Origin of the sequence: Paenibacillus sp. MBLB1832 (assembly GCF_032271945.1) — a bacterium.
Taxonomy (GTDB): domain Bacteria; phylum Bacillota; class Bacilli; order Paenibacillales; family NBRC-103111; genus Paenibacillus_E; species Paenibacillus_E roseopurpureus.
Window position 1 is genome coordinate 5,651,784 of record NZ_CP130319.1, and the last position, 23,897, is coordinate 5,675,680.

The 23,897-nt window shown below is 49.8% G+C and carries 21 protein-coding genes; 3 read left to right on the forward strand and 18 right to left on the reverse strand.

All coding sequences use genetic code 11. The features are described 5' to 3' along the window. From MJB10_RS25685 to MJB10_RS25730, 10 genes are all read right to left on the reverse strand, one after another. Positions 1 to 891: a hypothetical protein gene (locus MJB10_RS25685; RefSeq protein WP_314799991.1), complete on the reverse strand. Its 891-nt coding sequence runs from the start codon at positions 889 to 891 to the stop codon at positions 1 to 3. A gap of 66 nt (positions 892 to 957) precedes the next feature. Continuing rightward, positions 958 to 1,722 carry a hypothetical protein gene (locus MJB10_RS25690; RefSeq protein WP_314799993.1) on the reverse strand — a complete coding sequence of 255 codons (765 nt, stop codon included), beginning with the start codon at positions 1,720 to 1,722 and terminating at the stop codon, positions 958 to 960. Between the two features lie 362 nt (positions 1,723 to 2,084). After that, positions 2,085 to 2,615 (reverse strand): hypothetical protein, encoded by a 531-nt coding sequence (locus MJB10_RS25695; RefSeq protein ID WP_314799995.1) that lies wholly within the window; start codon positions 2,613 to 2,615, stop codon positions 2,085 to 2,087. Positions 2,616 to 2,802: 187 nt separating this feature from the next. Next, positions 2,803 to 3,102 carry a hypothetical protein gene (locus tag MJB10_RS25700; RefSeq protein ID WP_314799997.1) on the reverse strand — a complete coding sequence of 100 codons (300 nt, stop codon included), beginning with the start codon at positions 3,100 to 3,102 and terminating at the stop codon, positions 2,803 to 2,805. Next, on the reverse strand, positions 3,089 to 3,628 hold the full coding sequence (locus MJB10_RS25705) for a hypothetical protein (protein ID WP_314799998.1): 540 nt from the start codon (positions 3,626 to 3,628) through the stop codon (positions 3,089 to 3,091). The genes MJB10_RS25700 and MJB10_RS25705 overlap by 14 nt, the downstream gene beginning before the upstream one ends. Positions 3,629 to 3,867: 239 nt before the next feature. Continuing rightward, the gene (locus tag MJB10_RS25710; protein ID WP_314799999.1) at positions 3,868 to 4,641 is read right to left on the reverse strand and encodes a hypothetical protein; all 774 of its coding nucleotides are present in this window, start codon (positions 4,639 to 4,641) and stop codon (positions 3,868 to 3,870) included. Positions 4,642 to 5,396: 755 nt separating this feature from the next. Beyond that, positions 5,397 to 6,041 carry a LysE family translocator gene (locus MJB10_RS25715; protein WP_314800001.1) on the reverse strand — a complete coding sequence of 215 codons (645 nt, stop codon included), beginning with the start codon at positions 6,039 to 6,041 and terminating at the stop codon, positions 5,397 to 5,399. An 81-nt stretch (positions 6,042 to 6,122) separates the two neighbouring features. After that, positions 6,123 to 7,574, reverse strand: a complete 1,452-nt coding sequence (locus MJB10_RS25720; protein WP_314800003.1) for an MFS transporter — start codon at positions 7,572 to 7,574, stop codon at positions 6,123 to 6,125. A gap of 58 nt (positions 7,575 to 7,632) precedes the next feature. Beyond that, positions 7,633 to 9,687: an ABC transporter ATP-binding protein gene (locus MJB10_RS25725; RefSeq protein ID WP_314800004.1), complete on the reverse strand. Its 2,055-nt coding sequence runs from the start codon at positions 9,685 to 9,687 to the stop codon at positions 7,633 to 7,635. Between the two features lie 46 nt (positions 9,688 to 9,733). Further along, a complete protein-coding gene (locus MJB10_RS25730) occupies positions 9,734 to 11,476 on the reverse strand; it encodes an ABC transporter ATP-binding protein (RefSeq protein WP_314800006.1) in 1,743 nt (580 codons plus the stop codon). 521 nt (positions 11,477 to 11,997) lie between these two features. Here MJB10_RS25730 and MJB10_RS25735 point away from each other — a divergent pair. Then, on the forward strand, positions 11,998 to 12,165 hold the full coding sequence (locus MJB10_RS25735) for a hypothetical protein (protein ID WP_314800007.1): 168 nt from the start codon (positions 11,998 to 12,000) through the stop codon (positions 12,163 to 12,165). Positions 12,166 to 12,214: 49 nt separating this feature from the next. On the opposite strand, the gene MJB10_RS25740 is transcribed toward MJB10_RS25735, so the two are convergent. From MJB10_RS25740 to MJB10_RS25765, 6 genes are all read right to left on the reverse strand, one after another. Further along, complete coding sequence (locus MJB10_RS25740) at positions 12,215 to 12,478, reverse strand: hypothetical protein (protein WP_314800009.1); 264 nt, start codon at positions 12,476 to 12,478, stop codon at positions 12,215 to 12,217. Positions 12,479 to 12,666: 188 nt separating this feature from the next. Next, the gene (locus MJB10_RS25745) at positions 12,667 to 14,073 is read right to left on the reverse strand and encodes a patatin-like phospholipase family protein (protein ID WP_314800011.1); all 1,407 of its coding nucleotides are present in this window, start codon (positions 14,071 to 14,073) and stop codon (positions 12,667 to 12,669) included. A gap of 102 nt (positions 14,074 to 14,175) precedes the next feature. Further along, positions 14,176 to 14,727: a DUF2231 domain-containing protein gene (locus tag MJB10_RS25750; RefSeq protein ID WP_314800013.1), complete on the reverse strand. Its 552-nt coding sequence runs from the start codon at positions 14,725 to 14,727 to the stop codon at positions 14,176 to 14,178. 159 nt (positions 14,728 to 14,886) lie between these two features. Next, positions 14,887 to 16,074 (reverse strand): styrene monooxygenase/indole monooxygenase family protein, encoded by a 1,188-nt coding sequence (locus tag MJB10_RS25755; RefSeq protein ID WP_314800014.1) that lies wholly within the window; start codon positions 16,072 to 16,074, stop codon positions 14,887 to 14,889. 120 nt (positions 16,075 to 16,194) lie between these two features. Continuing rightward, positions 16,195 to 17,034: a M56 family metallopeptidase gene (locus MJB10_RS25760; protein WP_314800016.1), complete on the reverse strand. Its 840-nt coding sequence runs from the start codon at positions 17,032 to 17,034 to the stop codon at positions 16,195 to 16,197. Positions 17,035 to 17,036: 2 nt separating this feature from the next. Continuing rightward, the gene (locus tag MJB10_RS25765) at positions 17,037 to 17,453 is read right to left on the reverse strand and encodes a BlaI/MecI/CopY family transcriptional regulator (RefSeq protein WP_314800018.1); all 417 of its coding nucleotides are present in this window, start codon (positions 17,451 to 17,453) and stop codon (positions 17,037 to 17,039) included. 238 nt (positions 17,454 to 17,691) lie between these two features. Here MJB10_RS25765 and MJB10_RS25770 point away from each other — a divergent pair, with 238 nt between their 5' ends. Beyond that, positions 17,692 to 18,516, forward strand: a complete 825-nt coding sequence (locus tag MJB10_RS25770) for a pirin family protein (RefSeq protein WP_314800020.1) — start codon at positions 17,692 to 17,694, stop codon at positions 18,514 to 18,516. 439 nt (positions 18,517 to 18,955) lie between these two features. Then, the gene (locus MJB10_RS25775; RefSeq protein ID WP_314800022.1) at positions 18,956 to 20,227 is read left to right on the forward strand and encodes an FAD-binding protein; all 1,272 of its coding nucleotides are present in this window, start codon (positions 18,956 to 18,958) and stop codon (positions 20,225 to 20,227) included. Positions 20,228 to 20,694: 467 nt separating this feature from the next. On the opposite strand, the gene fdhD is transcribed toward MJB10_RS25775, so the two are convergent. Together fdhD and MJB10_RS25785 are read right to left on the reverse strand one after the other, a co-directional pair. Beyond that, positions 20,695 to 21,525: a formate dehydrogenase accessory sulfurtransferase FdhD gene (gene fdhD, locus MJB10_RS25780; protein ID WP_314800023.1), complete on the reverse strand. Its 831-nt coding sequence runs from the start codon at positions 21,523 to 21,525 to the stop codon at positions 20,695 to 20,697. A gap of 2 nt (positions 21,526 to 21,527) precedes the next feature. Next, positions 21,528 to 23,885: an FdhF/YdeP family oxidoreductase gene (locus tag MJB10_RS25785; protein WP_314800024.1), complete on the reverse strand. Its 2,358-nt coding sequence runs from the start codon at positions 23,883 to 23,885 to the stop codon at positions 21,528 to 21,530. Positions 23,886 to 23,897: the final 12 nt, after the last annotated feature.

Consider the following 23,897-nt stretch of genomic DNA (forward strand, 5'->3'; position numbering starts at 1 on the left):
CTAACCCGCGGAAAGCTGTGCGATGATTTGGGAAATATCTTGCTCTTTTACATCGAACCATTTTTCCCCGTCATTATCCTTTAATTGTGCTTTCCCTTTAAATAGGTTGAGCATAATTTCTTCCCCATAATAATAGAAAGTCATTTTCAGCATGGCTGTTGAAGAATCCTTGATTTTCAAACCCTCATTTTTTTCTGCATTGATGAATGCCATTACAACATTGCGTATTTTTCCTGCTGCAAAGATATAAATATTGTTTTTGTCATCGATTCTCATAAGACCACTGTTAATCATTTTCGAAAATATTGGCTCACCCGCAAGGTAAGAGGGCTTTTGCATAAATGCTTTTCCAAGTTGAGAAGCATTATTATCCACGGCAAAATATATGCCCGGATATAGATCATTGAAAGAGACAATGCCTTGTTGTATCACATTCACTATTACCGTACCCTTTCCAGTAGTCAAGGTATAGTGGACTGGTTCAATATCAGGTTGAGGGGGGCTGCCTAATTCAACCTGCTGCTTTATAACAATCATGTTCGATGCTAAGTTAAGAATTTCAGGATTAGTAATTTCTTTTTTGCTTCCGATTTCAATTTTTTGAAAGTTCTGGGGGGATAGAAAATCTGCCAATTTGGGGAATTGGTTCAACACTAACTGCTGTGGAGTTTGTTGTTGCGATTTTGAAGAGTCTTGAAGATCCTTCAATTTCTTTTCAGTAGTCTGTAATTGAGTTTGAAGTTGAATTACCTGTTCTTGTAACTGAACGTTCTCATTTTGAATTGTAGCTTCGGGAGTCTTTTTGTCATCCGATATTACAGCTTCATTTCCATGAGTGCATCCCGCCAAAATGAGTACGAAAATAAAAGTAACCCATAACGTATTTTTCATTCCTTCATCCTCCATGGAAGAGTGTATTACCCATATATATTATGTTTATTTATGTGATCAGCAATCTCAATGTATTAGATCAATAGCCTTCCATGTAGTCCTTCCATCCTTGTCATAACCCATCATTTCGCTAGCGTTAAAGATTTCTCCAGTTTTAACATTAAAGTATACAATCATTCTCAAACTTTCATTTTTACTATTGGGGGAATGTGGTGATATACCCGTAACTTCTAGAAGCAATGTCGTGTCGGATGGTTTGCTTGGATTCGTCTGAAATGGAGCGATACTAAAATGAAATCCCTTGATCCAGTCATCCGATATGGCAGGATCACCAGGACGGATACCTAGTATTTCAATTGCTTTCTGAATGACCTGGGGAGAATCGACTTGAATGTCCGAGAGAGCATACATTCCTTTTCGAAGTCCATTGTTGTTGTCATTTGCAATTTGAGGAACAGAGATTAAACCATTATTAATCTCAATAGAAATATGAATACTTCCCCTTTTGGTTCCAAAGGTCATATTCCATGAGTTTCTCTTTCCATCCATTCCATCGGTTTTTTTCTGAGGGACAGAACTACTATCCGTGCTTGATAGGTCAATAAGTAAAGGTTCCTCTTCCGTGTGCTTCCTCGCCTCTTCATACCCAAGGCGCAGTGCTTCCCCTAAGGAAAAGCTCTTAGCTTCGTCGATCTTCTCAACAGCTACTGATGAAACCTGTTCCCCTGATTTATGGGTATTACCTCCGAATGGACGGATCCACATTAGCAGAAGAATTGTACATAAAATTAGAATAGATACAACAATGTTGATAGATTTCTTATTTAACAAGATTTCTGCTCCTTGCTTGTAAAATAAATATGCAGTGACTGCCAGCAGCGTTGGGTAGCCTTGATTCAGCTATAGTGTCCGGTTATGCAGCCATCTTTAACGCGGCGGGCAATACGTTGCAAGCTATTTATTTGCTGAGACTCGGTTGTTTTCCCTTCAACATACACGTTCGAATCTGATTGGCAGAGTCCGGCAGGGGCGTGAAAAGGACCAGATCGCCTAAGAATTTGGCATTTTATATTCATCACTCTCCTTTTATAAGAAGATATTGGCTGCCTGGTTATAGTCGGTATTAAGCTATAGTTCCCAGTTAGTTCAATCATCAAAGTCACCAACGCACACGAATTTCACTTTGCTTTTATTCAACTGTCGCTTTGTGATGATACATACTTACGAAAATAATCAAGAAATGAGGCATAAAGACCTCTCAACTCATGAAGTTCATTCTTAAACTCTTCTTTGATAATCTCCGCTTGTTTAATTTCCAATTCAATTGAGTATTCACTGTCTTCATAGTCATTGTGCATATAATAAAAATATTCACATTCATGTTTCACCGCTTGAGTTGCATCCGCAAAGTCACCAGAATCTTTCAAAAAAGATGCCCATGATAGTTCCTTGCGTTCATACCTTAAAAACAGACAACCTAGATAAAAATCATATATTGAATCTGGGAATGTTTCGAACGGCTCGGAAAAAGCATAGGTGTTTACAATCTTCACTGCGTCCCCGATATATTTTTTTGTTGCAAGTTCTATAATCCAAAACGGAGGCTTTTCCATCTTTTCAATTACTTCATCACAAAATAAGAAATAGTGTTTGTACCAAATAAGTTTAGATTCAAGCATTATGCCTATTTTTCTTGCGAATTGTTTGTTAAGTTCAAACTTCATAAGTCACCTCCTAATTTAACATATTCTTCGCTCAAAACCGTAATCCCTTTCGTACTATCCTATCCGTTTAGTTGAGCAAATCTGCCCGTTAGCGTGGAAAAACAAAAACGGCTGCCAAAACAGCCGCTATTTCACTAACGTTTCGCGTTAGTTCAATGGGCATTGGACCTCAGTGCGTTCGTATAAATCATGGTCCAGTTCCATCAGTAATCACACGATAACCCAACCAATTTTTCTTCACCCAAATAAATGATTTGGATATTTCATCAACATAGTATAATTTTGCTCCCCCAAAAGAAGTGCTTCCTTTCCCCTCAACTTGAACACTGAAGGCTTTTATTGGATGGAGAGAGAAGAATAAATGCTTCCTTACCGCTAGTTCTGCCGTTAGATTGGGAAAGAAAAGTAAATAAATCACTAACAACGACGTGATGGATATAATCCAAATCTGTTTTCTCTTCGACATCATTTTTTTAGGTTTTTCCATGATAGTATTTTCCATTATATACTCCATCTTTCCATACTATATCGCCACCAGCTGATATAGCCTCAATTTTGAGGGGGTCTGATTGTCCTGCGGCTTCTTCCAAATTATCGAAAATGGTAAACCAAAATCGACCTTTATCTGTTGAAACCATTCTTGCTTGTTGATTTAATGTCTTTTGTCTTACCATCACATTTTGTATATTATCATCGGTAATTACCCCTGCGAACGTCAGTTTTGGAATTTTAGGGTCATTAGTCATGCCCCAAACGAATCCATCTTTTGGATTAAGATCGGCATTTCCACTAATATTCCAGTATTCTGTTTTATTCGAGAAGAATGCATGGCGAAATCCCGATTCGTCTTTAAACAAGACAATTAATCCATTGTCCACTTTTTCTTGATAAAGTACCTCAAATGAATTGGGGAATGGTGTTTTCTCTAATAGCTTCTCAATGTTATCCTCACTCGAATTTGAGCATCCAGTAAAAATAATCATTAAAAAAATAATAAATGAAATTCTTCTCACTCAAATCACCACCACCATTTCTTGAATAAGCATCTCATCAATGTTGCTATGTATTTAGACGGTATCGCACGCCTAAAGTTCCATATTTTAACAAATTATTTATACCCATATTACGCTATGCTGCCCGATACTTCAGCAAAATAGGGATCTTCAGACTGCGCGGCTATTGTACTTACGTTAGCCAAATGATTTTTTCTTTTCTGTATGTTTCGTTCATCGCGCAGTCTGTAACGGCTAGATTAGCGCACGATTTCGAGCTTATCGACTAAAAGGTTCTGCAATCGAGGAAGAACATCTTCTTTAAAATAATCATTCGATCCAGGTGTTATGTAAAGGACCATTCCGTCATGATCATCACCGTGCTCTTCGGTATAATTGAGAAAAAAGCTGTATTCCTCGACCGGTGTATCTGCATTTAGTATCACGCATTTAAACCACCAGTCAGTGAGTTCGAATGACTGAATAATTTCCTCTTTCGTGCTGACCTTATACCACAAGATGTTTTTCAAGTTTACTGGGCGATCATATGTTAAAAGCCAGGTTGAGTTGGTGAACATCAAACGACTGTTCACAAAAACTTGAGTCGTCTCGTTTTGGTCTTTAAGAGTATACACTGAATTCATATCGTGTACGGCAGTTCCAATCTTCAATAACAGTTCTTCATTGAGTTCTTCATAGGCAGCTTCTCTGAATTGAGTTAGAAGTTCATCCATGTAAGTCTGATTATCGTTGGGATCTAGCTTAGGTGCGTAATGATGCAACAGTATTTCCTTTACTCTTCGACTTATTGCTTGTTCAGGGTCATAGATAACATCAGCATGGAAATACTTGACATCATTTTGTATCATTTCGTCCCTATGTGGATCCAATTTTCTGTCCCAGTCTGTATATAAGAAAAGAATATTCTGATCCGGCTCACGGAAAGCAAGAATAAGTTCTGCCATAGTATCATAAACGCTTGGTCCAAATCCTAATTCGTAGCCTAGCTCCAAGAGGTATGGCAAAGACTTCATTATTAGCCGCAAGATTGTTCCCCCTTAAATCTAATGAAACCATCCACATTTTAACACACACCATTAAAGTAAACTGCCAAATAGCTTAATGACAAAAGGAGCAGCTTTCGCGGCTCCTTGATCCCATTAACTATCGTCTTCCGTTAGCTAAATCCCTTATATCTTTTTACTTGGATCCACAATTCCGATCAAAGTAGTTATCGTCACAGCAGCTAGAAAGGTGTATTTGTTGAAGAACACAGTGTTGGTGTATTGGTTTAAAATTGGATAACGGTACACTCTGGAATCGGGATCGTCAAATGATCCTAATAAGTCGAATAAATTCTTAACCAAATTCAACTCGAGAAGAAAGAGAATGCCTAAACTTAGTAAACAAACAATAAATACTAAGGCTTTAAGTTTATTACTTAATCTCCGTAAAGCAGTATAAAATACTAAAAAATAAAATATATTAAAACCTATAAAAATGGGAATTGACAATATAATTGGAACTATTCCTAAATTTCCGTTTCCAGATGGTTTGTCGGGTCTAATTGTAAAAAGATTTACCAAGTAAAAAAGTATGATACTTAGTACAAACAAAAAAACAGTTGTTCTTATCTTTGTTTTTTTACTTATTTTCAACAATCCATTCAATTGAGTCCCCCCTTCTTATACTTTACCAAGCTCTACTGCCCGTTTGTTCAACGAAACAACAACAAAGCTTAACAGATACCTTAAGAAAAACCGTCAAATTTCCTCTCACGCGCGCAATCTCATTTCCTTGCCGGATGAACAAGCGCGGCGTATAAGCCCATCGCAATGTACGTTCCGCCGGCGAACCAGCGCTGGATACGAGCGCCAGCTCGGCTATTCTTGTCGAACCACTGCCGGATGCTGGAGGCGAGCAGCACGTACATACTGTCGCTTAGCAACCCGATCGTGACGAAAATCACCCCGAGCAGCAGGAACTGCATCGTGACGGCCCCCGCATCCGGAGAGATGAACTGTGGAAGGAAGGCGAGGAAGAACAGCGCCGTCTTCGGGTTGAGCACTTCAATTACGATCGACTGCGTGAAGATCGTGCGCAGCCTTCTGGGCCGGCGCTCTTCCTTCTGGCTCTCTCCGCCCTCGCGCGAGAAAAACAGCGTTTTGACACCTAAATAAAATAAATAAGCTGCACCTAAATATTTCACTACGTTGAATGCCAGCGCCGACGCCATCAAGAGCGCCGAAATCCCTACCGCCGCGGCCAGCACGTGAATCGAAGCACCGACTGCCATCCCAAGCGTAGACTCCAGCCCCGCCGCTCTCCCCTGGTCCATACTCCGGGCCATAATATACAGAACCGAGGGCACCGGCGTTACCACCAGCACCGAGGCTGACAACACGAACAACCCTAATAACGAAGCACTCACCATACCTTCATTACCCCTCCTGTGCGAATCATGTTAGTCTTGTGAGTCGATGATACCGACAGGTACAGTTCAGCACAGAGGCCTTCAATTCGTCGTCGCGGCCACACGATCCGCTTTGCCAAGCGTGAAGACATACAGGAGCAGCGTGCCTACGACGACCAAGAATGTGAGCAGCAGCAACCCGCTGTATGCATAAGCTCTCTCATCGGTAATCAGCGGGTGAATCCGAATTTCAACGAGACGCAGATCCAACACTTTGGCCACGACTGCCGTGACAATCGCCCCAGCCAGCGTCGATACCATATTGAAGAAGCCCATCCCGACGCCGATGTGATGCCCAGGCAATACGAGTGTCACACTTTCCGCAAGCGCCGTCTGCAGGAACGAGAACCCAATATACATAAAGACCAGTGATGCCCCGATCAACCACACCGACAGCCCGGTGGAGAAGGCTTGCAAGAAGAGACTGAATGCCAGCAGTGACAAGCCCAGGTACATCACGAAGCGGCTCCCCCGTTTGACCGTCAAATTCCCGCCTACCCTGCCGAAAATCATCGCGCTAAGCGCACCTGGAAACATAATAACACCAATCATGCGGGCATTTAGGCCATAGAGCTTACTGAGCAGCAAGGGCATCGTGAACATCGCCGCCATGACCGTACCGAATGTCAGAAACCCGATGATGAGACCAAATCGGTACAACTTGTTTTGGAAAAGTGCAGGATCGACGAACGGCTCCTTCGCCTTCCGAATATAGCTCACAAATACGATCAAGGCGGCCAGCGAACCGACCAAGAGCCATAGGTTGTCGCCTGTCGTATACAGCACGAGCAGCGTAATGATAGTCCCCATAAGCAGCGTGCCGATCAGATCCAGCCTCCCCGGCCGGCGCTGTTCCTCAGGCAAATAGTTGCGGAAATAGGGGATGGCCAGCAGGATCGGCAGCGGGACGAGGAACAAGTACGCCCAGTGCAGCGAGCCCGCGATAAATCCGCCCAGCACCGGGCCGACGCCGATTGCGAACGACACGATGGACGTGATCATTCCGAACATTTTGCCCCGTTCCTCAGCGGTAAAAAATCGCGCGACCATGACGAACACCAGCGCCGGAATCGCCGCGCACCCCGCTCCCTGCAAGGCACGAGCTACCAGTACAGCCGGGTAGGACACGTTCAGGGCGAAACCTAGAATCGAACCGAAGCTGTACAGCACCACCCCGGTAAGAATGAGCGACTTCACACTGTAGATGTCCGACAGCCTGCCGAACACCACCATTCCTAGACCGATCACGATGAAGAATACCGTCACAACCCAGCTAACAGCCGTCGTGCTTAGGTGGTGCTGGGCCATGATACTTGGCGTAGACACCCCGAACATCGACTCGTTCAACACCGCAAAGAACAACACAAAGTATATCCACGGCACGCTCTTCTTGAGCTTGACCATCTCCGGCTCCGATAGCGGAGCCGCATTCCCAGACATCGGTTGCATACACATGTTCCTCTCTTCAATCATTTCATCCAACATTACGTTCATTTTAACTCATGACACTACGTAAGGTGCAAGGTTTTTATTCCACAGCTCCTTTTAAACCCTACAACCCGCTCGGCACCTCGGCCTCGCCGGCCGCGGCAATCTCCCGATGTCCAGCCTGCAGCTGGTACATCTGGTAGTACCGCCCGTGGAGCGCCATGAGCTCCTCGTGATTACCTCGCTCGACGATCTCGCCGTGGTCGAGTACAAGAATGAGGTCGGCGCTGCGAATCGTCGACAGCCTGTGCGCAATGATGAAGGTGGTCCGCCCCTTCTTCAACACATCGAGCGCGGCCTGAATGACGGCCTCGGTTTCCGTGTCGATGGAGGCCGTCGCCTCATCGAGGATCAAGATCGCCGGGTCGAACGCCAGCGCCCGGGCGAAGGAAATGAGCTGTCGCTGCCCCGCAGACAGCGTGCTGCCCTTCTCGATGACGGGCTCATCGAGACCGCGCGGCAGCGCGCCAAGCATCTCCGCCGCGCCGACGTCGCGCAGCGCAGCTTCTACCCGTTCACGGGTAATGGACGGATCGTCCAACGAAACATTGGACGCAATCGTCCCCGTGAACAGGAACGGATCTTGCAGCACGATGCCCATGTGCTGACGAAGCTGTTGCCTCGACAGGTCGCGAATGTCGCGGCCGTCGATCGTGATTCGGCCCTCGCTGACCTCATAGAAGCGGAAGAGAAGGTTCAGGATCGAGCTTTTGCCTGACCCTGTATGCCCGACTAGAGCAACGGTCTGCCCTTGCCCTGCCTGGAAGGAGATGTCCTTCAGCACATCTTCCCCTTCTTTGTAGGCGAAGCGAACGTGCTCGAAGCTCACGTTGCCCTTGTAGCGAGCCGTTTTGGCCGCAACAACGTCTGTCCCTTTTTCATCCAACAACTCAAAAACACGGTCCGCCGACACCAACGCTCGCTCCAAATTCGGCAGCTGATTGACGATCCCCACCATTGGATGGAACATCCGATTCAAATAATCCACGAAGGCGTAAAGTACGCCCACCGTGATCACAGCATTCAGCGCACTGCCGCCGACATACCAAATGAGGCCGAAGAAGAACAGGTTCCGCACCACATTCATCAGATTGTGAGAGGTGAGCGAATTCAGGCTGAGCAACTTATTTTGATAGCGCGTATACGCGTCATTGAGCTGCTCGAACTCAGCTGCCGTCTCCTTTTGCCTACGAAAAGCTCGAATAATCGCCATCCCCTGAATCGCCTCATTGATCATGCCGTTGATGGCACTGATGCGCTCGCGGATTTCATGATTAATGGTCGACGCATACTTCCGATACACCAGAATCCACGCAAGGAGCAGCGGAATGATGGGCAACGTGAAGAGCGCCAAGCGATAGTCCAGTATGAAAATAGCCACGATAATGCCGACAATATAGACGGTGCCTGTAAAAAAGTTCGCCAACACCTGCACATACAAGTCCCGAATAGATTCGGTGTCGTTGGTGATGCGGGATACAATTTTACCTGCTGGCTGATTGTCAAAATAGTTGATCGGCAGCCGCTGGATTTGGGCGAACACGTCGGTGCGCATGCGCTGAATAATCCGATTGGCTGCGGTTTGCAGCAAATATTTCTGCCCGTAGGTGAAGCCAGCTCCGATAAAAATCAAGATCACATAGAACCCTGCAAGGCTCATTAAATCCGCGAACTGAGGCTGATAAAAGCTGTACAACTCCTGCACGCCCAGCTTCTGCACAGCATATTCCGCCTGCTCATTCCCTTGCGTTACGCGAAGCTTGCTGTCATCGGTCAATGTGCGGACGCCATCCCATGGCAGCGCCTGATTCAACCAGACGAATTGGCTTCCTACTTGTAAAATCCGAACCTCTTTGCCCTTCGGCTCCCCTTCCTCGAAGTTATCACTCCGTTTGTAGAAGGTTTGCTCGAACGCCACAGCCTTTGACGTCTTCGTCGCCGATTGGGTTTCGTACCATGGCTTCTCAATCCCTAGAATATGCGTGTCGATCATCTGTTTCGCGATAAAAGGTCCCGCCAGTTCCGTCGCTACAGCGAAGGAGAGGAAGAGGAGTGCGAGCAGCAAGGTGCGCTTAAATTTGGCAGCATAGAGGAATAACCGTTTGCCTGTTTGTTTCATGAAGGAAGTTCACCGCCTTTTTGATTCTGTCTTATTTAAAATGGTCCTAAACCGTCTGTTCTTCGAGTTGCTGTCTGTCGTACTGTTCTTTATACCAACCGCCTTGCGCTAGCAGCTGCTCATGGGTGCCTTCTTGCACGATGTAACCTTCATCGAGCACGACGATCCAGTCCGCATGCTGCACGGCCGAGAGGCGGTGCGTGGTGATGAGCGTTGTTTTGCCTGCGCGCTCAGAGCGAATGCCACGAATGATCTCAGCCTCCGTCTTCGCATCGACCGCCGAAAGCGCGTCATCCAGCAGAAGAATCTCTGGATCGACATACAGCGCACGCGCGATGGATACGCGCTGCTTCTGACCACCGGATAGCGCCACGCCTTTTTCCCCGACGAGCGTTTGCAGTCCTTCCGGGAGGAACTCGACGTCCTTTCGGAAAGCCGCCAAATCAAGCGCCCGCAGCAGCTCCGCCTCGGTGCCATCCGCGTTGCCGAACATGATGTTCTCTCGCACGGTGCGGGAGAAGAGAATCGGCTCCTGCGGCACATAGCCGATCCAACTGTGCAGCGTATCGATGGCAATCTTCTCAATCGGGGTCGACCCGATCGTAATGGCACCTTGCCCTGTCGGGTACTCGCGCAGCAGCTGCTTGAGCAGCGTTGTTTTGCCGCTTCCCGTTCGGCCGACGATGCCAAGCGTTTGCCCGCGCTCCAAGCGCAGCGATATGTGGACCAAATTATCAATGGATGAGGACGGATAGCGGAAAGTGACACTTTTAAAATGAATGGCATCAGGTCGCAGTTCGGTTGCAGCATTCGGTGCCTCTTGGACATCGGGCTTGTAGCCCAGTGTTTCGTTCACCCGATCGAGTGAAGCGTTCCCGCGTTGCATAATGTTCATTAACTCGCCAATCGCAAACATCGGCCAGATGAGCATACCTAGGAAGGTATTGAAGGAAACGAGCTCGCCCAGCGTCAATTCACTGTGGAAAACGAGGTATCCGCCATAACAAAGTCCGATGAGATACGAAATGCCGACGAGAATTTTGACCGTTGGTTCAAAAAGGGCGTCGATAACGGCGACGGCGATGTTTTTGCGGTAAACGTCGTTTGTCATCTCGGCGAAGTTATGTTCACTTGCCTTCTCCTGCACGAAAGCCCGAATGACTCGTACTCCTGCAATTGTTTCCAGCACGCGGTCATTCATTTGTCCGAATGCGTTCTGCGCGAGCATGAATCGTTCGTGGATGCGCCCCCCGTAGATGGTAATCGCGATCGCCATGAACGGCAGCGGCAAAATCGAGGCCAAGGTCAGCTTCCAGGAGATGAAAAAGCCCATCATTGCTAAGATCGTCAACATGAATAGCGTCGAGTCGACGAAGGTCAAAATCCCAAAGCCCGCTGTCGTAGACACCGCCTGCAGGTCATTCGTGGCCCGGGCCATCAGATCCCCTGTGCGGTTGCGCTCATAGAAGGTCGGCGTCATTCGCAGCAGCTGCCGCATAATGCGGAAGCGCAGTACGCGCTCCAGCACGAAGGCGCCGCCAAACAGCTGGTACAGCCACACGTAGGAGAGCCCGTAGCTAGCCACGATGAGCACGCCCCAGAAGGTGAGTAATTGTGCCAATTTGGAACCCGTTAAGGTGCCTGTGTGTATGCCATCAATCGCATAGCCGATCAGCTTCGGCGGCAAGACGTCGATAAAGCCAACGATGTTCAGCAGCACGATCGCGAGTGTATAGCGTTTCCAGTTCATTCGGAAAAACCAAGACAATTTCTTTAATACGGTAAACATGAATCAAGCTCACTCCTTTCAAATGGAAGCCCCAAAGACGCAAAAAGACATACCGCACGCAGCGATATGCCTTCTATGAACATAGAAAAGCGCTCGTTACGATCAAACATCGTAACCCGCGCTTCATTGAACTTTCGTATGTGAAGGGGTGCTAGCAGCCGAGCATGCCTAGTTAGACGCTCGTATCGACCAGCGGGTTACGGTCTATGAAGTTAGGTAGGACTCGTGTCCATCGATGACGTGTGTTCATATCCAGTACCATAACATTCATTGCGAAACCCTCCTTCGTGTTTGTGTAATTGGTGGATGCTTGCACCTGTGTGCAGCTCCTTCGTTATTGCCAAAAGATGTCATTCAAAACCTTACACGGTGATCTTACCATCCCTCTTCCGAACGTGTCAATCGGAGAAAAAGACTATAACGGAACTGTCGGAATCCACGCCAGCTGTCACACATGTTTCACAAACTCCTTGCATATGGATGAAATAGGCGTTCATCTCTCTTTGGAGGAGTGGTTGTAGATGGTCGATCAAGTATTTGCATTAATGGGATGGATTGCGGCTTTTGGTGCGATTACGGGCGGGGTGATTGCGGGCATTGCCAGGTTCACAAAGCGCGACTCGACACAGTATGACATCGTCTTCTTATGGGACCATAAGTACACGTTGGAGGAGCTAGAATTGAAGTAAAAAGAACAACCCCGGGACTGCATCCCTGCAGGTCTCGGGGTTGTTTATGCTAGTCGAACGTGTTGAGCGTATTAAGCCGCTCTATCTCTTGATCTAACGAATCTGCGGCTTGTTGTACCGCCGGACTGTGAGATTGAATGCATGCCTGAGCTACCGAATTTTCGGCTTTCTCAATAGCATTGTGAGCCTCTTCTGTGGTTTGCGCGGTAGGGTGAGACAGGGCATGGTTGACGGCTCGGTGCACATTTTCAACAGAATTCTGTGCAGATGAGATCGGATTCTGAGACTGTAAACTGGAGTCATGTTTGGACATGATCGGGAACTACCTCCTCTGAGCATAGTAAATACACCTGCTAGCATGAGATAGTTACAGCCTTTTTATGCTATTTATCTGGATGGTTATTTTTCTCTTCCATGCCAAATGATAAGAGCTGCTGGGTGATGACCTAAGACCGCACAAAGTCATAGGTTGCGAGTGAAGGCTTATGCATTATGGATTGACTAAAGTTTATGCAACGCAGCAACCGTACCCTTACTTTTGCGTTTCGTAATCCGGCGAAGCAACAGTAGGCCCCCTAGCGCCGCAATAATAAGCGGAATCAACCCGACATACCAAATCGCTTTGTAAAAATCCTGCTCGACCCCTATGTAGACAAAAAGTGCAAGATAAAGCAGTACGTAACCAAAACTAAGTACACGGTTCCAAGTTAGGTTCGATTTAGGAAGCCGTGTTTTTGTCTTTTGGCCCATAAGCGCCAAATATGCTGGCGTCGGGTTCTCCATAAAGGGACGCACTTGCATGAATACCCAATCTTTCACGGACTTCTCCACCGATTCCTGCCAGCCCTTGTCATGTTTTCGAAGCTTTGACATCTCCTGATCGCATGCACAGTAGCCGGTATACATCAGGGAATAAGCCTCGACCTCCGAGAATGAATTCAAGTCGGTTCTCATATTCATCGCCAGCTCCCGCGCCTTGGAATCAATGCCGGGAATATCATGCCTCATGTGAATAAGATCAGCATCTGTGTCCTGCAAACGCAGCTCCCGAATCGCATCCATGAAAATGTCTTGAATCCTGAAGAACGATTCTACGGAATTCACCTCTTCATAACGCTCGGTACAAAGCGGCTTGGAGGCATCACTAAGCAGAATCTGCATCCTCTCTTGCCCAAGCGACAGAATGGCATGGCCGCCAATATTATCCAATACCCCGCCATCCACGCCATGTACCACTTTATCACGAACCGTGATCCTGATTGGGTTAAAAAGCCCAGGTACGCAAGCAGAAGCCGCCACTGCCTTTGCGATCGGCAAAGAAATCACGTCTTCTGCCCGAATACCATGGTTGCGCTCATTTTCTTCCCATAACGTACTGGCTGAATTTGTCGATATAAATAGCAGTTTCCCATTTTCCAAAATGGACGTATTCAGAATGAGTTCCGCCTTCACATTCGCCGAATGAGCAGGAGGTTCCATCAGTTCGCTCATCATAGCAGACTTGAACATAAGCTTCCTCAACACGAGTTCAAGCTTGGAATCCACATCGCTCTCCCCGACTCCGATCGACGTCAAACCCTGTACAACCGGCTTCGGTATCAACCTGGAGCTTCCCGCCCTGTACAACACGCGATCCCGCATATCGTCCTGAACGACAGCTATAAATTCCACGATCAGCCGTTCGATTAGTTCGCGGTAATCCTGGTCACTTAGACGTCTATCATTTCGAAGTGCTTCACACAACCTTTGATAATAAAACGCCCCGATAATCGATCCGCCGGACACCGTCGAGATCACGCCTACATGCTTTAATAACCCCTCATCGGCCAGCCGGGCCATGACACCAAGATGAAACAAGGATGCCCGAAACCCGCCTCCCGATAACGCCAATCCGATCAATCCGTTCACCTTACACCTCCATTATTTTCCTTTCTAGGTTACAGCAAACTGCTCGTTTGTTCAAATGAAAAAGGCGTCCCCAGCCATCGGCTGAAGAACACCTCCATCTTACTATTTAGCTGGCGCAGGGGATGCCTGTCCACCCTGCTGCTGTTGACCTTGCCTTTGCTGGCCACCAGCACCAGAGCCTCCTTGGCGCTGGCCGCCCTGCATCTGGCCGTTGCCGCCACCGCCAGGGCCACCTTGCATGCCAGGAGGGCCTCCTTGCATATCGCGGTGCACCATTTTGCCGCCAAGGTGTCCCGTGTAGCTCACGAGAAGAACAACCACAAGTGACACAACTAGATAAATGACATTGCGGCCTAGCTCGAGCTTTTTCCAGATGAGCAAGCCCACGCGAACGACAGCTAAGACGATTGAGACGACCATCGTCAGTTTCGCATAAAACTCATGCGAGCTGAGAAGGGTATTTCGTGATTCGGGCCCTGTCAGCACGCTCCCGACCGCGCCCAGCGCACCCACAACGAGGCAAAGCATGCCCGCGGAGTGCCACTCTTTCTTTTTGAAACTAAGCGCTGCAACATCAAACACAAAACTGAAAATTAAAAGTGCAATTGGAACGTGTGTAAATATAAAATGCAAATTTTTCATGATGTAGTCCATGCTATTCTCTCCCCTTTTGTCCCAGAAAATAGTTACACTACAAAGTGTAGTTTCGCAGGGCGCAATTGTCAATTCTTTTCTACACTGGCGTTATCGACAAAAAGAGCACCCTCAGGATGCCCTTCGTTGCCTAACTATTACCCCATCCTCACGTGCCGCTCATTCAGGAATTGAAAAATACGCATGATACGCTTGTATCGGATTAAAGAATAAATTGACAAACGCATCGGCGCCTTCCTGACTTTTGGAGGCCTTCTCCAGCCATGCAGAAAATCCTTCCGAAGGTGGTCCCATCATCGCATTGGTCCACTCCGACATTTTCGTTATATATTCTTTTGTCACATTCCAGTATTGCTCACCGACAGCGGTATCCCATGGTTGATCTGCTCGGCTGGATAGTATTTCATATAGGGCGCCGGCACAGTAGGAAGCCGCATTTGCCCCCTGGCCTGTAATTGGGTCGTTTAACGTGACGCTGTCCCCGCAACCGATCACAAGCGTTCCGTTAACCGTCGTATAGGGGATACGAACCTTCGGCTGTATAGCCAGACGCAGATAAGATAACGGATCGACAAGATGGAATGCATCCAAATTAATTCTTTCATAAATCGTGGGAAAATACCCCCGCAGAATATCAAGAAATTCCTTAACGAAAACATCCGGCTCCGGGTTCCCTTTCATGCAATCCAGCTCACCGCCGGGTACTGCCTCCAGCAACAGTGCGCACGCTGGGCCGTGCTTCGAGATAGTACCGATTTCAAACATCTCTCCTTGCCCTGGAATGATGTTAAATCCCATCCTGTGAACGTCATCGGAATCGATTCCTTCGAACATGGCGCCAGTCAGAATTCTTTGCGGGGATGATGGGAGATGTTGAAGTTCTTCGTATGTAGGAAATGACGCCAGCGGCCCTCTTTTACCCGTACAATCCACGATAAGATCACATTCGTTCGCCAGATCGACCAAATCACGGCTGTCCAGACGCGTCTTCTGGATATCGGCCCCCCGTGCCCTAAGCCCATCGATCAGTGATGATAAATACAAGCGTTGGTCTTGACTGACTGCTCTGGCATGCACATTCCCTTCGAACATGCGTTGTCCGTTTATGCGCAATTCAAGCCGTTTGATTTCATTGACGGCCCCGTAGTCCGCAATCTGAAAGCGTGTCTCATTGTGCAAAAAGCGATCAAAATGCACCTGCGTCGATAGAATGCGGCCGTGTCGTATATCCTCCGCATCGTTGGACATTACGATTTTGTAATCAAACTGTCCGCTGCGCTCAAAGGCATACGCTAAAGTCAATCCGGCAATGCCTGCCCCGATAATGACCACTCTCTTTTTGCCCATCACCATGTCCTCCTCGTAAAACCTCAAAATTTCCCACTCAAAATCATACGGGTAACTCTGGGATTTTATTCCAGAACAGTGCTCAATTGTGTTTTTCATAGACATGCCAAAAGGGCTTATTCACATAAGCCCCATTACAAGTATAAACGCGAGCACCGAGATCGCCAGTCGGACGAGCGGCCAACGCAGCTGAACCCCCTGCTCTGGATCCAAAATATGTTGAATCCGCACATTCATCGACGTCTCTGCAAAAGAAGCATGCGACAATGGGAAGCGCGGCTTCCCAGCTTGCCGGAGCAGTTTGAGCAGCGCACTGCCTAAATCCTTAGACTGCTCCATCTGGTCGATCGCATACCGATCTGCGCGGAGCTCAATCATCATGGGATATTTATGGGCCATCCACTCAAAAATAGGGATATACCGCATCGCCTTCGAGATCAGCGCCAGCAGGAAAATCGCCCCAGGATCGCGGTGCTGCACATGGCATTTCTCATGCTCCATGACCGCTCGCAGCTCGTTAGTCTCCAAAATGTCCACAAGCCCCGACGACACGAGGATCCGCGGCTTCCAGAGCCCCACAGTCATCGCAAGCGGAGCACGGTAGTTGAGCATACACACCTGATGCGCCTGCAACCCATAGCGCTCCGCGAACTCGGCGGATAGGGCGGTATCCACATGTTTGGCCACTAACTTATTGGCTTTTCTCGCATCGTGCCCATGCTTAACCAGCACCCACGCCATCGTCCCGAGCGTATACAGAATGAGACCGTTGACCACTAACATCGGGACAGGCCCAGGCACATGGAGATAGCGAAATAAAATCATACACAAATCAAATAGATTATGAGACGGCCTCCAATGTAGGAGATGTCCCAGCAGGAAGGCACCCATTTGCCAAACGATCGTGCCTCCTATCCCTAACACAGCCGCATACAGCCACTTGATCCGCGATTCTGTCATCGTTATCGATCCTTTTTGAGATTTAGTATGTGCTGCTCCAACTGGTCTAGCAGTTCAGGATCCACTTTATCGAGCGCATCCACCATATGGGTGACCGCCAAGGAGCCGAATTGTTCAATGAGGTCAAACGTCAGCTCTTTGGATTGCGTTTCCATGAACGCGTCCATCGTCATCACAGGTTTGTAATGAAACGATCTAGCCACCGATTGCTTTTGTAAAAAGCCTTTCTCCACCAGACGATTCATGACGGTCATGACAGTGTTGAAGTTGATCGCTTTGTCCTCGTCCAGCTTCTGTTGAACGTCTTTGATCGTCATATCTGAGGAGCTGGTCCATAGAATCTCCATAATTTTGGACTCTAGCGGACCGAAGAAGCGGTTCAAACCGCTTTCCTTCAATTTAAAATTGTGCATTTTCATCCGTAGCCACACTCCTAAAAGTTTTGAAGAGCCCATACAAGCGAAGCGCAGATTTGAAGCTTCAAAACTCGCATCGGAAGGATATGCTTTTACACTATAAATTGTAGTGCTGCGGTGTGGACGAAGTCAACTGGTACATGCGAGGCGGGGAACTTATTTTTTGACAGGAAGGTTCGGGCGCAGTATAATACTTACATAAAGTAAGTGATTAAAAAATAGTTAGTTTAGGAGTGATCCCATGAGCATACACATTTATCCGGTGAGTGAGCAAGGTTCAGGCGCTTTTGATGGCGGCAAATTCGTCGAGCAACGCGCCATCAGCTTCCCTGGCGAAAAGACAGCTGTAGATCGGGTCGGTCCCCTCTTCTACTGGGCTTGGGGCAAAGCGTCCGATGTTTCGGAAATTGGCATGCACCCGCATAAAGCGTTCGAGATCGTCACCTATGTGATCGACGGTCTCGTGGAGCACCGCGATTCCCTTGGCTCGCTGGAAACCGTAACGAACGGCGGCGCCCAAGTTATTCAGGCAGGCTCTGGCGTGTACCACGCGGAGGCGTTCCGCCGAGCGGGCAGCGAGGCTATGCAGATCTGGTTCGAGCCTCATTTGAGCGAGACGGTTAAGAAGCCTGCGACCTATCACCAGTATGAGCATGAGCTGTTCCCCATCAGCCAAACGGTGGGCGCTACCGCGAAAACGGTAATCGGCGCAGGCGCGCCAATTCAGCTGGACGCTGATGTGCGACTGTACGATTGGCAGCTTGAGCCTGGCGCAGCGTTCAGCTATGGTTTGCAGCCAGGCCGCAGGCTGGCGTTCCTCGTGATCCGCGGCGCGGGCACGGGGGTTGTGGGGGCGGCGGGGCTGGCCGCAGGGCTTGGGCAAGAGCAAGGGCAGGGGCAAGAGCAAGGCCAAGGGCGTAAATCCTTGTCGCACAAGGATTTTGCCGTGGCGCAAGCTGCAGGTGATGGGGAAATTCTTCACCTGCTGGGAGACAGCGCTCAGGGCATGCGCATCATCGCCATCGACGTGCCGGAGAATCCGGGATACGCGTTGTACCGCAAGTAAGCAACCCAGATTTAACCGGGGGTTAGGGGGCGTGGGTCTCTGTGTTGGGTGTGTGCGCAGAATTTAGATAAGCTGATGCAAATAAGAGTGGTCAACCACTCTTATTACGAAAAACTAGCTGGTTTTGGGCGAAATAGCAGTGGTTAACCGCTTCTAAAGTTGCATTTTTGCGCCGATTGACTGGGTTAACAAACAGTTAAGGGTGGTTAACCACCCTTATTTCGGAAAACTAACTAGTCTTGGGCGAAATAGCGGGGGTTGACCGCTCTAAAGTTGTACAGCCTCTCGTAAGTAGAGGCATAAGTGCTTATTCCTTTCCATCCCTGATCATGTTTCTGGAATCCTAGCAGGAAAATCAGTAGAAGCAGTAACAAGGATTTTCGTCCTCAAGCAGCGAATGGGTGAACATACTACGTACATGAACAAGGAGTGTGTCTTCATGCCAAATGATCGCAACTGGGCAGGCAATTACAGATATAGCACTTCAGATATACATATCCCAACTAGTTTGGAACATCTACAAGAACTCGTCGCCAGCCGTTCCCAACTTAAAGTGCTTGGCACGCGTCACTCGTTCAATGGCATTGCCGATTCCCAAGAGAGCTTGCTCTCTCTGGCGAAGCTCAATCGCGTGATCGCTTTGGACCGCGTGAACCATCGGGTCACGGTTGAAGGCGGCATCCGCTACGGCGAGCTGGGTCAGTACCTTCATGCGCAGGGGTATGCGCTGCATAATTTGGCTTCGCTGCCGCACATCACGGTAGCTGGTGCAATCGCCACGGCCACGCATGGTTCCGGCGACCGCAACGGCAATCTCGCGACTGCTGTTCACGCGATAGAGATCGTCAAAGCGGATGGGAACATCTCCGCATTTTCACGCGATCAGCCTGAGGCTGATGTGGCTGGCGCAGCCGTTCATCTTGGCGGATTAGGTGTCGTCACGAAAATCACGCTCGATGTGGTGCCGACTTTCCATATGCGCCAGCACGTGTATGATCACCTGCCTCTCGCACAGCTTGAGGCGCATTTTGACGAGATTTTCGCCAGCGCCTACAGTGTCAGCCTGTTCACAGACTGGAACGCTGCCGCGTTCAACCAAGTCTGGCTCAAGCAAAAAATAGCGGATCCAACCTCGGAACTCCCTCCAGTGGAGCCTGTTTTTTTCAGGGCGCGCCTGGCTGATCAGCATCGACACCCTGTCCCTGGGCATACGGCGGAGAATTGCAGTGAGCAAATGGGCGTCTCGGGCCCTTGGCACGAGCGGATGCCGCATTTTCGGATGGATTTTACCCCTAGTGCGGGGGAGGAACTACAAAGCGAGTATTTCGTGCCGCGGCAGCACGCGTACCAAGCTTTATGTGCGCTTAACGGCATGCGCGAGGCGATAGCGCCTCATCTTTACATTTCGGAGATACGGACAGTTGCCGCCGATGATCTCTGGATGAGCCCGAGCTATCAGCAGGACGTAGTGGCGTTTCATTTTACATGGAAGCCCGACTGGGAAGCCGTTCGCCAATTGCTCCCGGTCATCGAGCAACGTCTAGAGCCGTTCCAAGTGCGCCCCCACTGGGGGAAGCTGTTCACTATGTCATCCGCTCAAATTTACCCTCGTTTCGAGAAAATTCATGACTTTCAACGACTCCTCCGTCAATATGATCCGAACGGGAAATTTATGAATGACTTTTTGCGGACAACAGTTATGAACAAATAACCGCTGATTCAACGCGTGAGCAAGGAAAAAAATGCTAAACCTGCCCGCTCCTCAAAGACTCGCAGCGCGAGGAAATGCGCCAGATGATTCTTCAGGAGAAAGCGGCTGCGGGATAGCACGAAGGTGAAAACTGGCTCGCTTAGTGCGAGCAATAGGGTAAAGCCCACGAGATTTTTTCTCGTGGGCTTTGTGTTTTGGAGAGGGGGAGCTGAGAGTGGCATACGAAGCCACATTGGTGCAAATGTGCATCATTTTCTGCCCTGCTGTACGTATGCAGAAGAATTGGTGCAAATGTGCAGTAAATTCCTCTGCTTTCGGGGATTGTGGTGATTTTCCGGAGATAATGATGCACATTCGCAGCAATTTCACTTATTTCGAGTATTTCAAGCCAAAAAAGATGCAGAATCGCAGTAATGTGTGCACTCGGGACTGACTTCATAGCCTAAGGGCTTCTGCACTTCAGAAATTCAGGACTTCAACCCTTGTGTACACTCCACAATACGCTCTGGATGCGTATACACCGTCAAATGATTGCGCCGTATGAAGCCAACTACCGTGATGCCAAGGTCATCAGCCAAGCGCAGCGCCAAGTCCGTCGGGGCGGATTTGGACAGAAGGATGCCGACGCCGATTTTTGCCGCCTTGAGCGCAACCTCGGAGGATACTCTCCCGCTGAAAGCAAGGATTTTATCCTTAACGGGAATACGCCCCCGAAGGATGTGCCCATATATTTTATCCAGCGCGTTATGTCGTCCAATGTCTGCTCTTGTGACGAGGAGCTCGTTCGCTGTGCACAGCGCTGCATTATGCAGGCCTCCTGTAAGACGAAATTCAGCCGATTGGTCCTGCAGCTCGCGCATGAGATGGAAGCACTGGGCAATGGTCAAGCTGAGCTTGGTACGGACGGTTTTGGCCGTGCGCATGTCGTTGTGGAAGTAGAACTGCCGGCTTTTGCCGCAGCAGGAGCCGATAAAGCGCTTGGACACCATCTCACGGCTCAGCTGGTGGAGCTGCCGCAGCTTCACATGAGCGAAGCCACGATCTTCCTCAAGTGTTAGGGATTCAATTTGATCGACGAATCGGATCAAGCCTTCGGATGCGAGAAAGCCCGTCACCATATCGACCGTGTCGCTCGGGGTATAAACAAGGGTGGCGAATTCTTCACCATTCAGCATGATCGTCAGGGGCGCTTCAATGGCAATGTCATCCTGGGCTGGCAGTACCTCCGACCCATCGTAACGATGGATCGACCATGTTGTCGTAGCTGACGATGCAGACTTGGGTTCCAATCCATCCATCCTTATCCCTCCATTTCGGTTTCCAGCTCTACTATACGTTTCTCTACATAGCGCATGTCTTTGTGCGCGTGGTAGGTTTCGGCTTTTTCCACGATAACCGCGTTGTTGTATTCAGGGATACCCGCGTACGGCTCATATACCCCCTTAGGTATTAAACTGTTACCTTCCGGCCAATGCACCTCGATATTTCCCGTGCGCACATCCGCACAACGAACGCGACCGTGCATGTTCCCGTAACGGTTATAGACCACGATGGCTTCCCCTTCGTTCAGCGAAAGGGACTTCGCATCATCCCCATGCATCAGCACATCATAACGATCCGCTTCATTGAACGGGTCTACGTCACTGTAGATCATGGAATTAAACTGCTTGCCGCGGCGCGTCGTAACCGCAAAATGCCCCTCCGGCTTCCGCAGCTCCGGAAGCTCGATCGGCAGCAGCTGGCCGCGCCCATCTGGCGTCGGACAGACACCGTCCTCGCACAGCCACGCGCCGCCGGACTGGAACACATCGCCCCGCTCCCGCAGGTGCTGGATGCCGTCATAGCTCGGCGCGGCTAGCGCGATCTCCGCGCGGATCGCTTCCGCGCTCTCGCAGCCGATCAGCGCCGCGGCTTCGGGCTTCACGCGGCGCGCCAGATCCGCGTAGATCGCCCACTCCGCGCGAGCCTCACCGATGCGCGGACCCGCGATCTCGGGCGAGAAGTACACCATCCGCTCCGTCGAGGTGGAGGTCCCGCCCCCTGGCTGCTCATAGCGCGTCATCGCGGGCAGCACGACGACGGTCTCCCGCGCGTCCACGAGCGTGGAGGTGTTGAGGATGATGTCCTGGTGCACACGGACATCCACAGCCTCTAGGGCTTCTCGAACGAATGCCGGATCTGGCATCGTCTCGAGGAAGTTGCCGCCGGATGTGTAGAACATCCGGAGCTTCCGCTCCTGCTCCTCGGGCAGGAGCGCATTCTCGAGGGTGACACCGACGATGTCACCCTGCCAGCTCGGCAGCTCGAAGCCCCAGAGCTGCTCGATGCGGTTGCGGTCGGCGGCGCTAGAGATCTCGCCGCCCGGCAAGGAGAAGGGATCGGCGCCCATCTCGCCGGAGCCCTGCACGCCGCTGTGGCCGCGGATGGGCATCAGCCCGCAGTGCTCGCGGCCGAGAAAACCCCGCAGGAGGGCGAGATTCGCCACCTGCGAGATGTTGTCCGTGCCGAAGCGGTGCTGTGTGAGTCCCATGGACCACACGAATACCGCGCTGGAGGCGCGGGCCAGGATGTGCGCGAGCTCGCGCATGCGCTCGCGGGTGAGGCCGGACGACTGCGCGAGCGTCGTCCAGTCCTGCTGCGCCACATGGGCGCGCAGCCCCTCGAAGCCATTCGTATGCGCAGCAACGAACGCATGGTCAATCGCGGAGCCGGGCTCGCGCTCCTCCATCTCGAACCATTCCTTCATGATGCCGTTCATGAAGGCGATGTCGCCCCCGATGTTGACTTGGTACACATCGTCAGCCAGCTTCGTCCCGAATAAAGCAGACTCCGCAATCGAAGGGATCCAGTACTGGTCCATCGATGGCTCGTAGTACGGGTTAATGACTATGATCTTCGTGCCTTTGCGCTTGGCGGCATACATATATTTCGTCGAGACCGGCTGGTTATTAGCGGCCACGCTACCCCAAAACACAAGGACATCCGTCCCGATCCAGTCCTTGTAATTGCAAGTCGAAGCGCCTACGCCTACGGACCGCTTCAACGCCGTCTTCGACGGCGAATGGCAAATGCGCGAAGCGTTGTCGATATTGTTCGTTCCGAGCAATCTCGCTATTTTCGCGGCTGCATAGTACGACTCATTCGTGATGCCGCGCGCCGTCAAATAAATGGCCGTCCCCTTCGGATTCACCTCGCGCATCTTCTTTGCAACCGTATCTAGCGCCTCATCCCAGGTGGCGCGACGGAAGTTCCGCTCCCCTTTCGTGCGGATAAGGGGATACGGGATACGCCCGAGCTGTCGAAGCTCGGTGGAGTTCATGCGGCGGAGCTCGTCGATATCCGCATGCAGGACTTCCTCGCGAATCGCCGGCATCGTATTCAAGCGCAGCACATTGAGCCGCGTCGTGCATAGGTGCGGCCCCGCCAGCGTCTGATCATACAAGCCTGACACACCTAGCGCGCAGCCATCGCACACGCCTTGTGTCAAAATCCTGACCGCGTACGGCAGATTGTCGCGGTTTTGCCAGGCAATTTTCGCCGTCTCCCGAATATGTTTAGGCTTGACCTTCCCTAGCCCGAAAGGGATCTTACTGACCCACAGCTTCGGATCTGGTTTGGACGGCAGCTTGATCGGCCCCGTGTGCTTCGTTTTCCCCATAATAAACGCCTC

Coding starts and splice junctions, on each gene's coding strand:
- MJB10_RS25685 (WP_314799991.1), bottom strand. CDS start 891: ATGAAAAATACGTTATGGGTTACTTTTATTTTCGTACTCATTTTGGCG.
- MJB10_RS25695 (WP_314799995.1), bottom strand. CDS start 2,615: ATGAAGTTTGAACTTAACAAACAATTCGCAAGAAAAATAGGCATAATG.
- MJB10_RS25700 (WP_314799997.1), bottom strand. CDS start 3,102: ATGGAAAAACCTAAAAAAATGATGTCGAAGAGAAAACAGATTTGGATT.
- MJB10_RS25710 (WP_314799999.1), bottom strand. CDS start 4,641: ATGAAGTCTTTGCCATACCTCTTGGAGCTAGGCTACGAATTAGGATTT.
- MJB10_RS25715 (WP_314800001.1), bottom strand. CDS start 6,041: ATGGTGAGTGCTTCGTTATTAGGGTTGTTCGTGTTGTCAGCCTCGGTG.
- MJB10_RS25720 (WP_314800003.1), bottom strand. CDS start 7,574: ATGAACGTAATGTTGGATGAAATGATTGAAGAGAGGAACATGTGTATG.
- MJB10_RS25725 (WP_314800004.1), bottom strand. CDS start 9,687: ATGAAACAAACAGGCAAACGGTTATTCCTCTATGCTGCCAAATTTAAG.
- MJB10_RS25730 (WP_314800006.1), bottom strand. CDS start 11,476: ATGTTTACCGTATTAAAGAAATTGTCTTGGTTTTTCCGAATGAACTGG.
- MJB10_RS25735 (WP_314800007.1), top strand. CDS start 11,998: ATGGTCGATCAAGTATTTGCATTAATGGGATGGATTGCGGCTTTTGGT.
- MJB10_RS25740 (WP_314800009.1), bottom strand. CDS start 12,478: ATGTCCAAACATGACTCCAGTTTACAGTCTCAGAATCCGATCTCATCT.
- MJB10_RS25750 (WP_314800013.1), bottom strand. CDS start 14,727: ATGGACTACATCATGAAAAATTTGCATTTTATATTTACACACGTTCCA.
- MJB10_RS25755 (WP_314800014.1), bottom strand. CDS start 16,074: ATGGGCAAAAAGAGAGTGGTCATTATCGGGGCAGGCATTGCCGGATTG.
- MJB10_RS25760 (WP_314800016.1), bottom strand. CDS start 17,034: ATGACAGAATCGCGGATCAAGTGGCTGTATGCGGCTGTGTTAGGGATA.
- MJB10_RS25765 (WP_314800018.1), bottom strand. CDS start 17,453: ATGAAAATGCACAATTTTAAATTGAAGGAAAGCGGTTTGAACCGCTTC.
- MJB10_RS25770 (WP_314800020.1), top strand. CDS start 17,692: ATGAGCATACACATTTATCCGGTGAGTGAGCAAGGTTCAGGCGCTTTT.
- MJB10_RS25775 (WP_314800022.1), top strand. CDS start 18,956: ATGCCAAATGATCGCAACTGGGCAGGCAATTACAGATATAGCACTTCA.
- fdhD (WP_314800023.1), bottom strand. CDS start 21,525: ATGGATGGATTGGAACCCAAGTCTGCATCGTCAGCTACGACAACATGG.
- MJB10_RS25785 (WP_314800024.1), bottom strand. CDS start 23,885: ATGGGGAAAACGAAGCACACGGGGCCGATCAAGCTGCCGTCCAAACCA.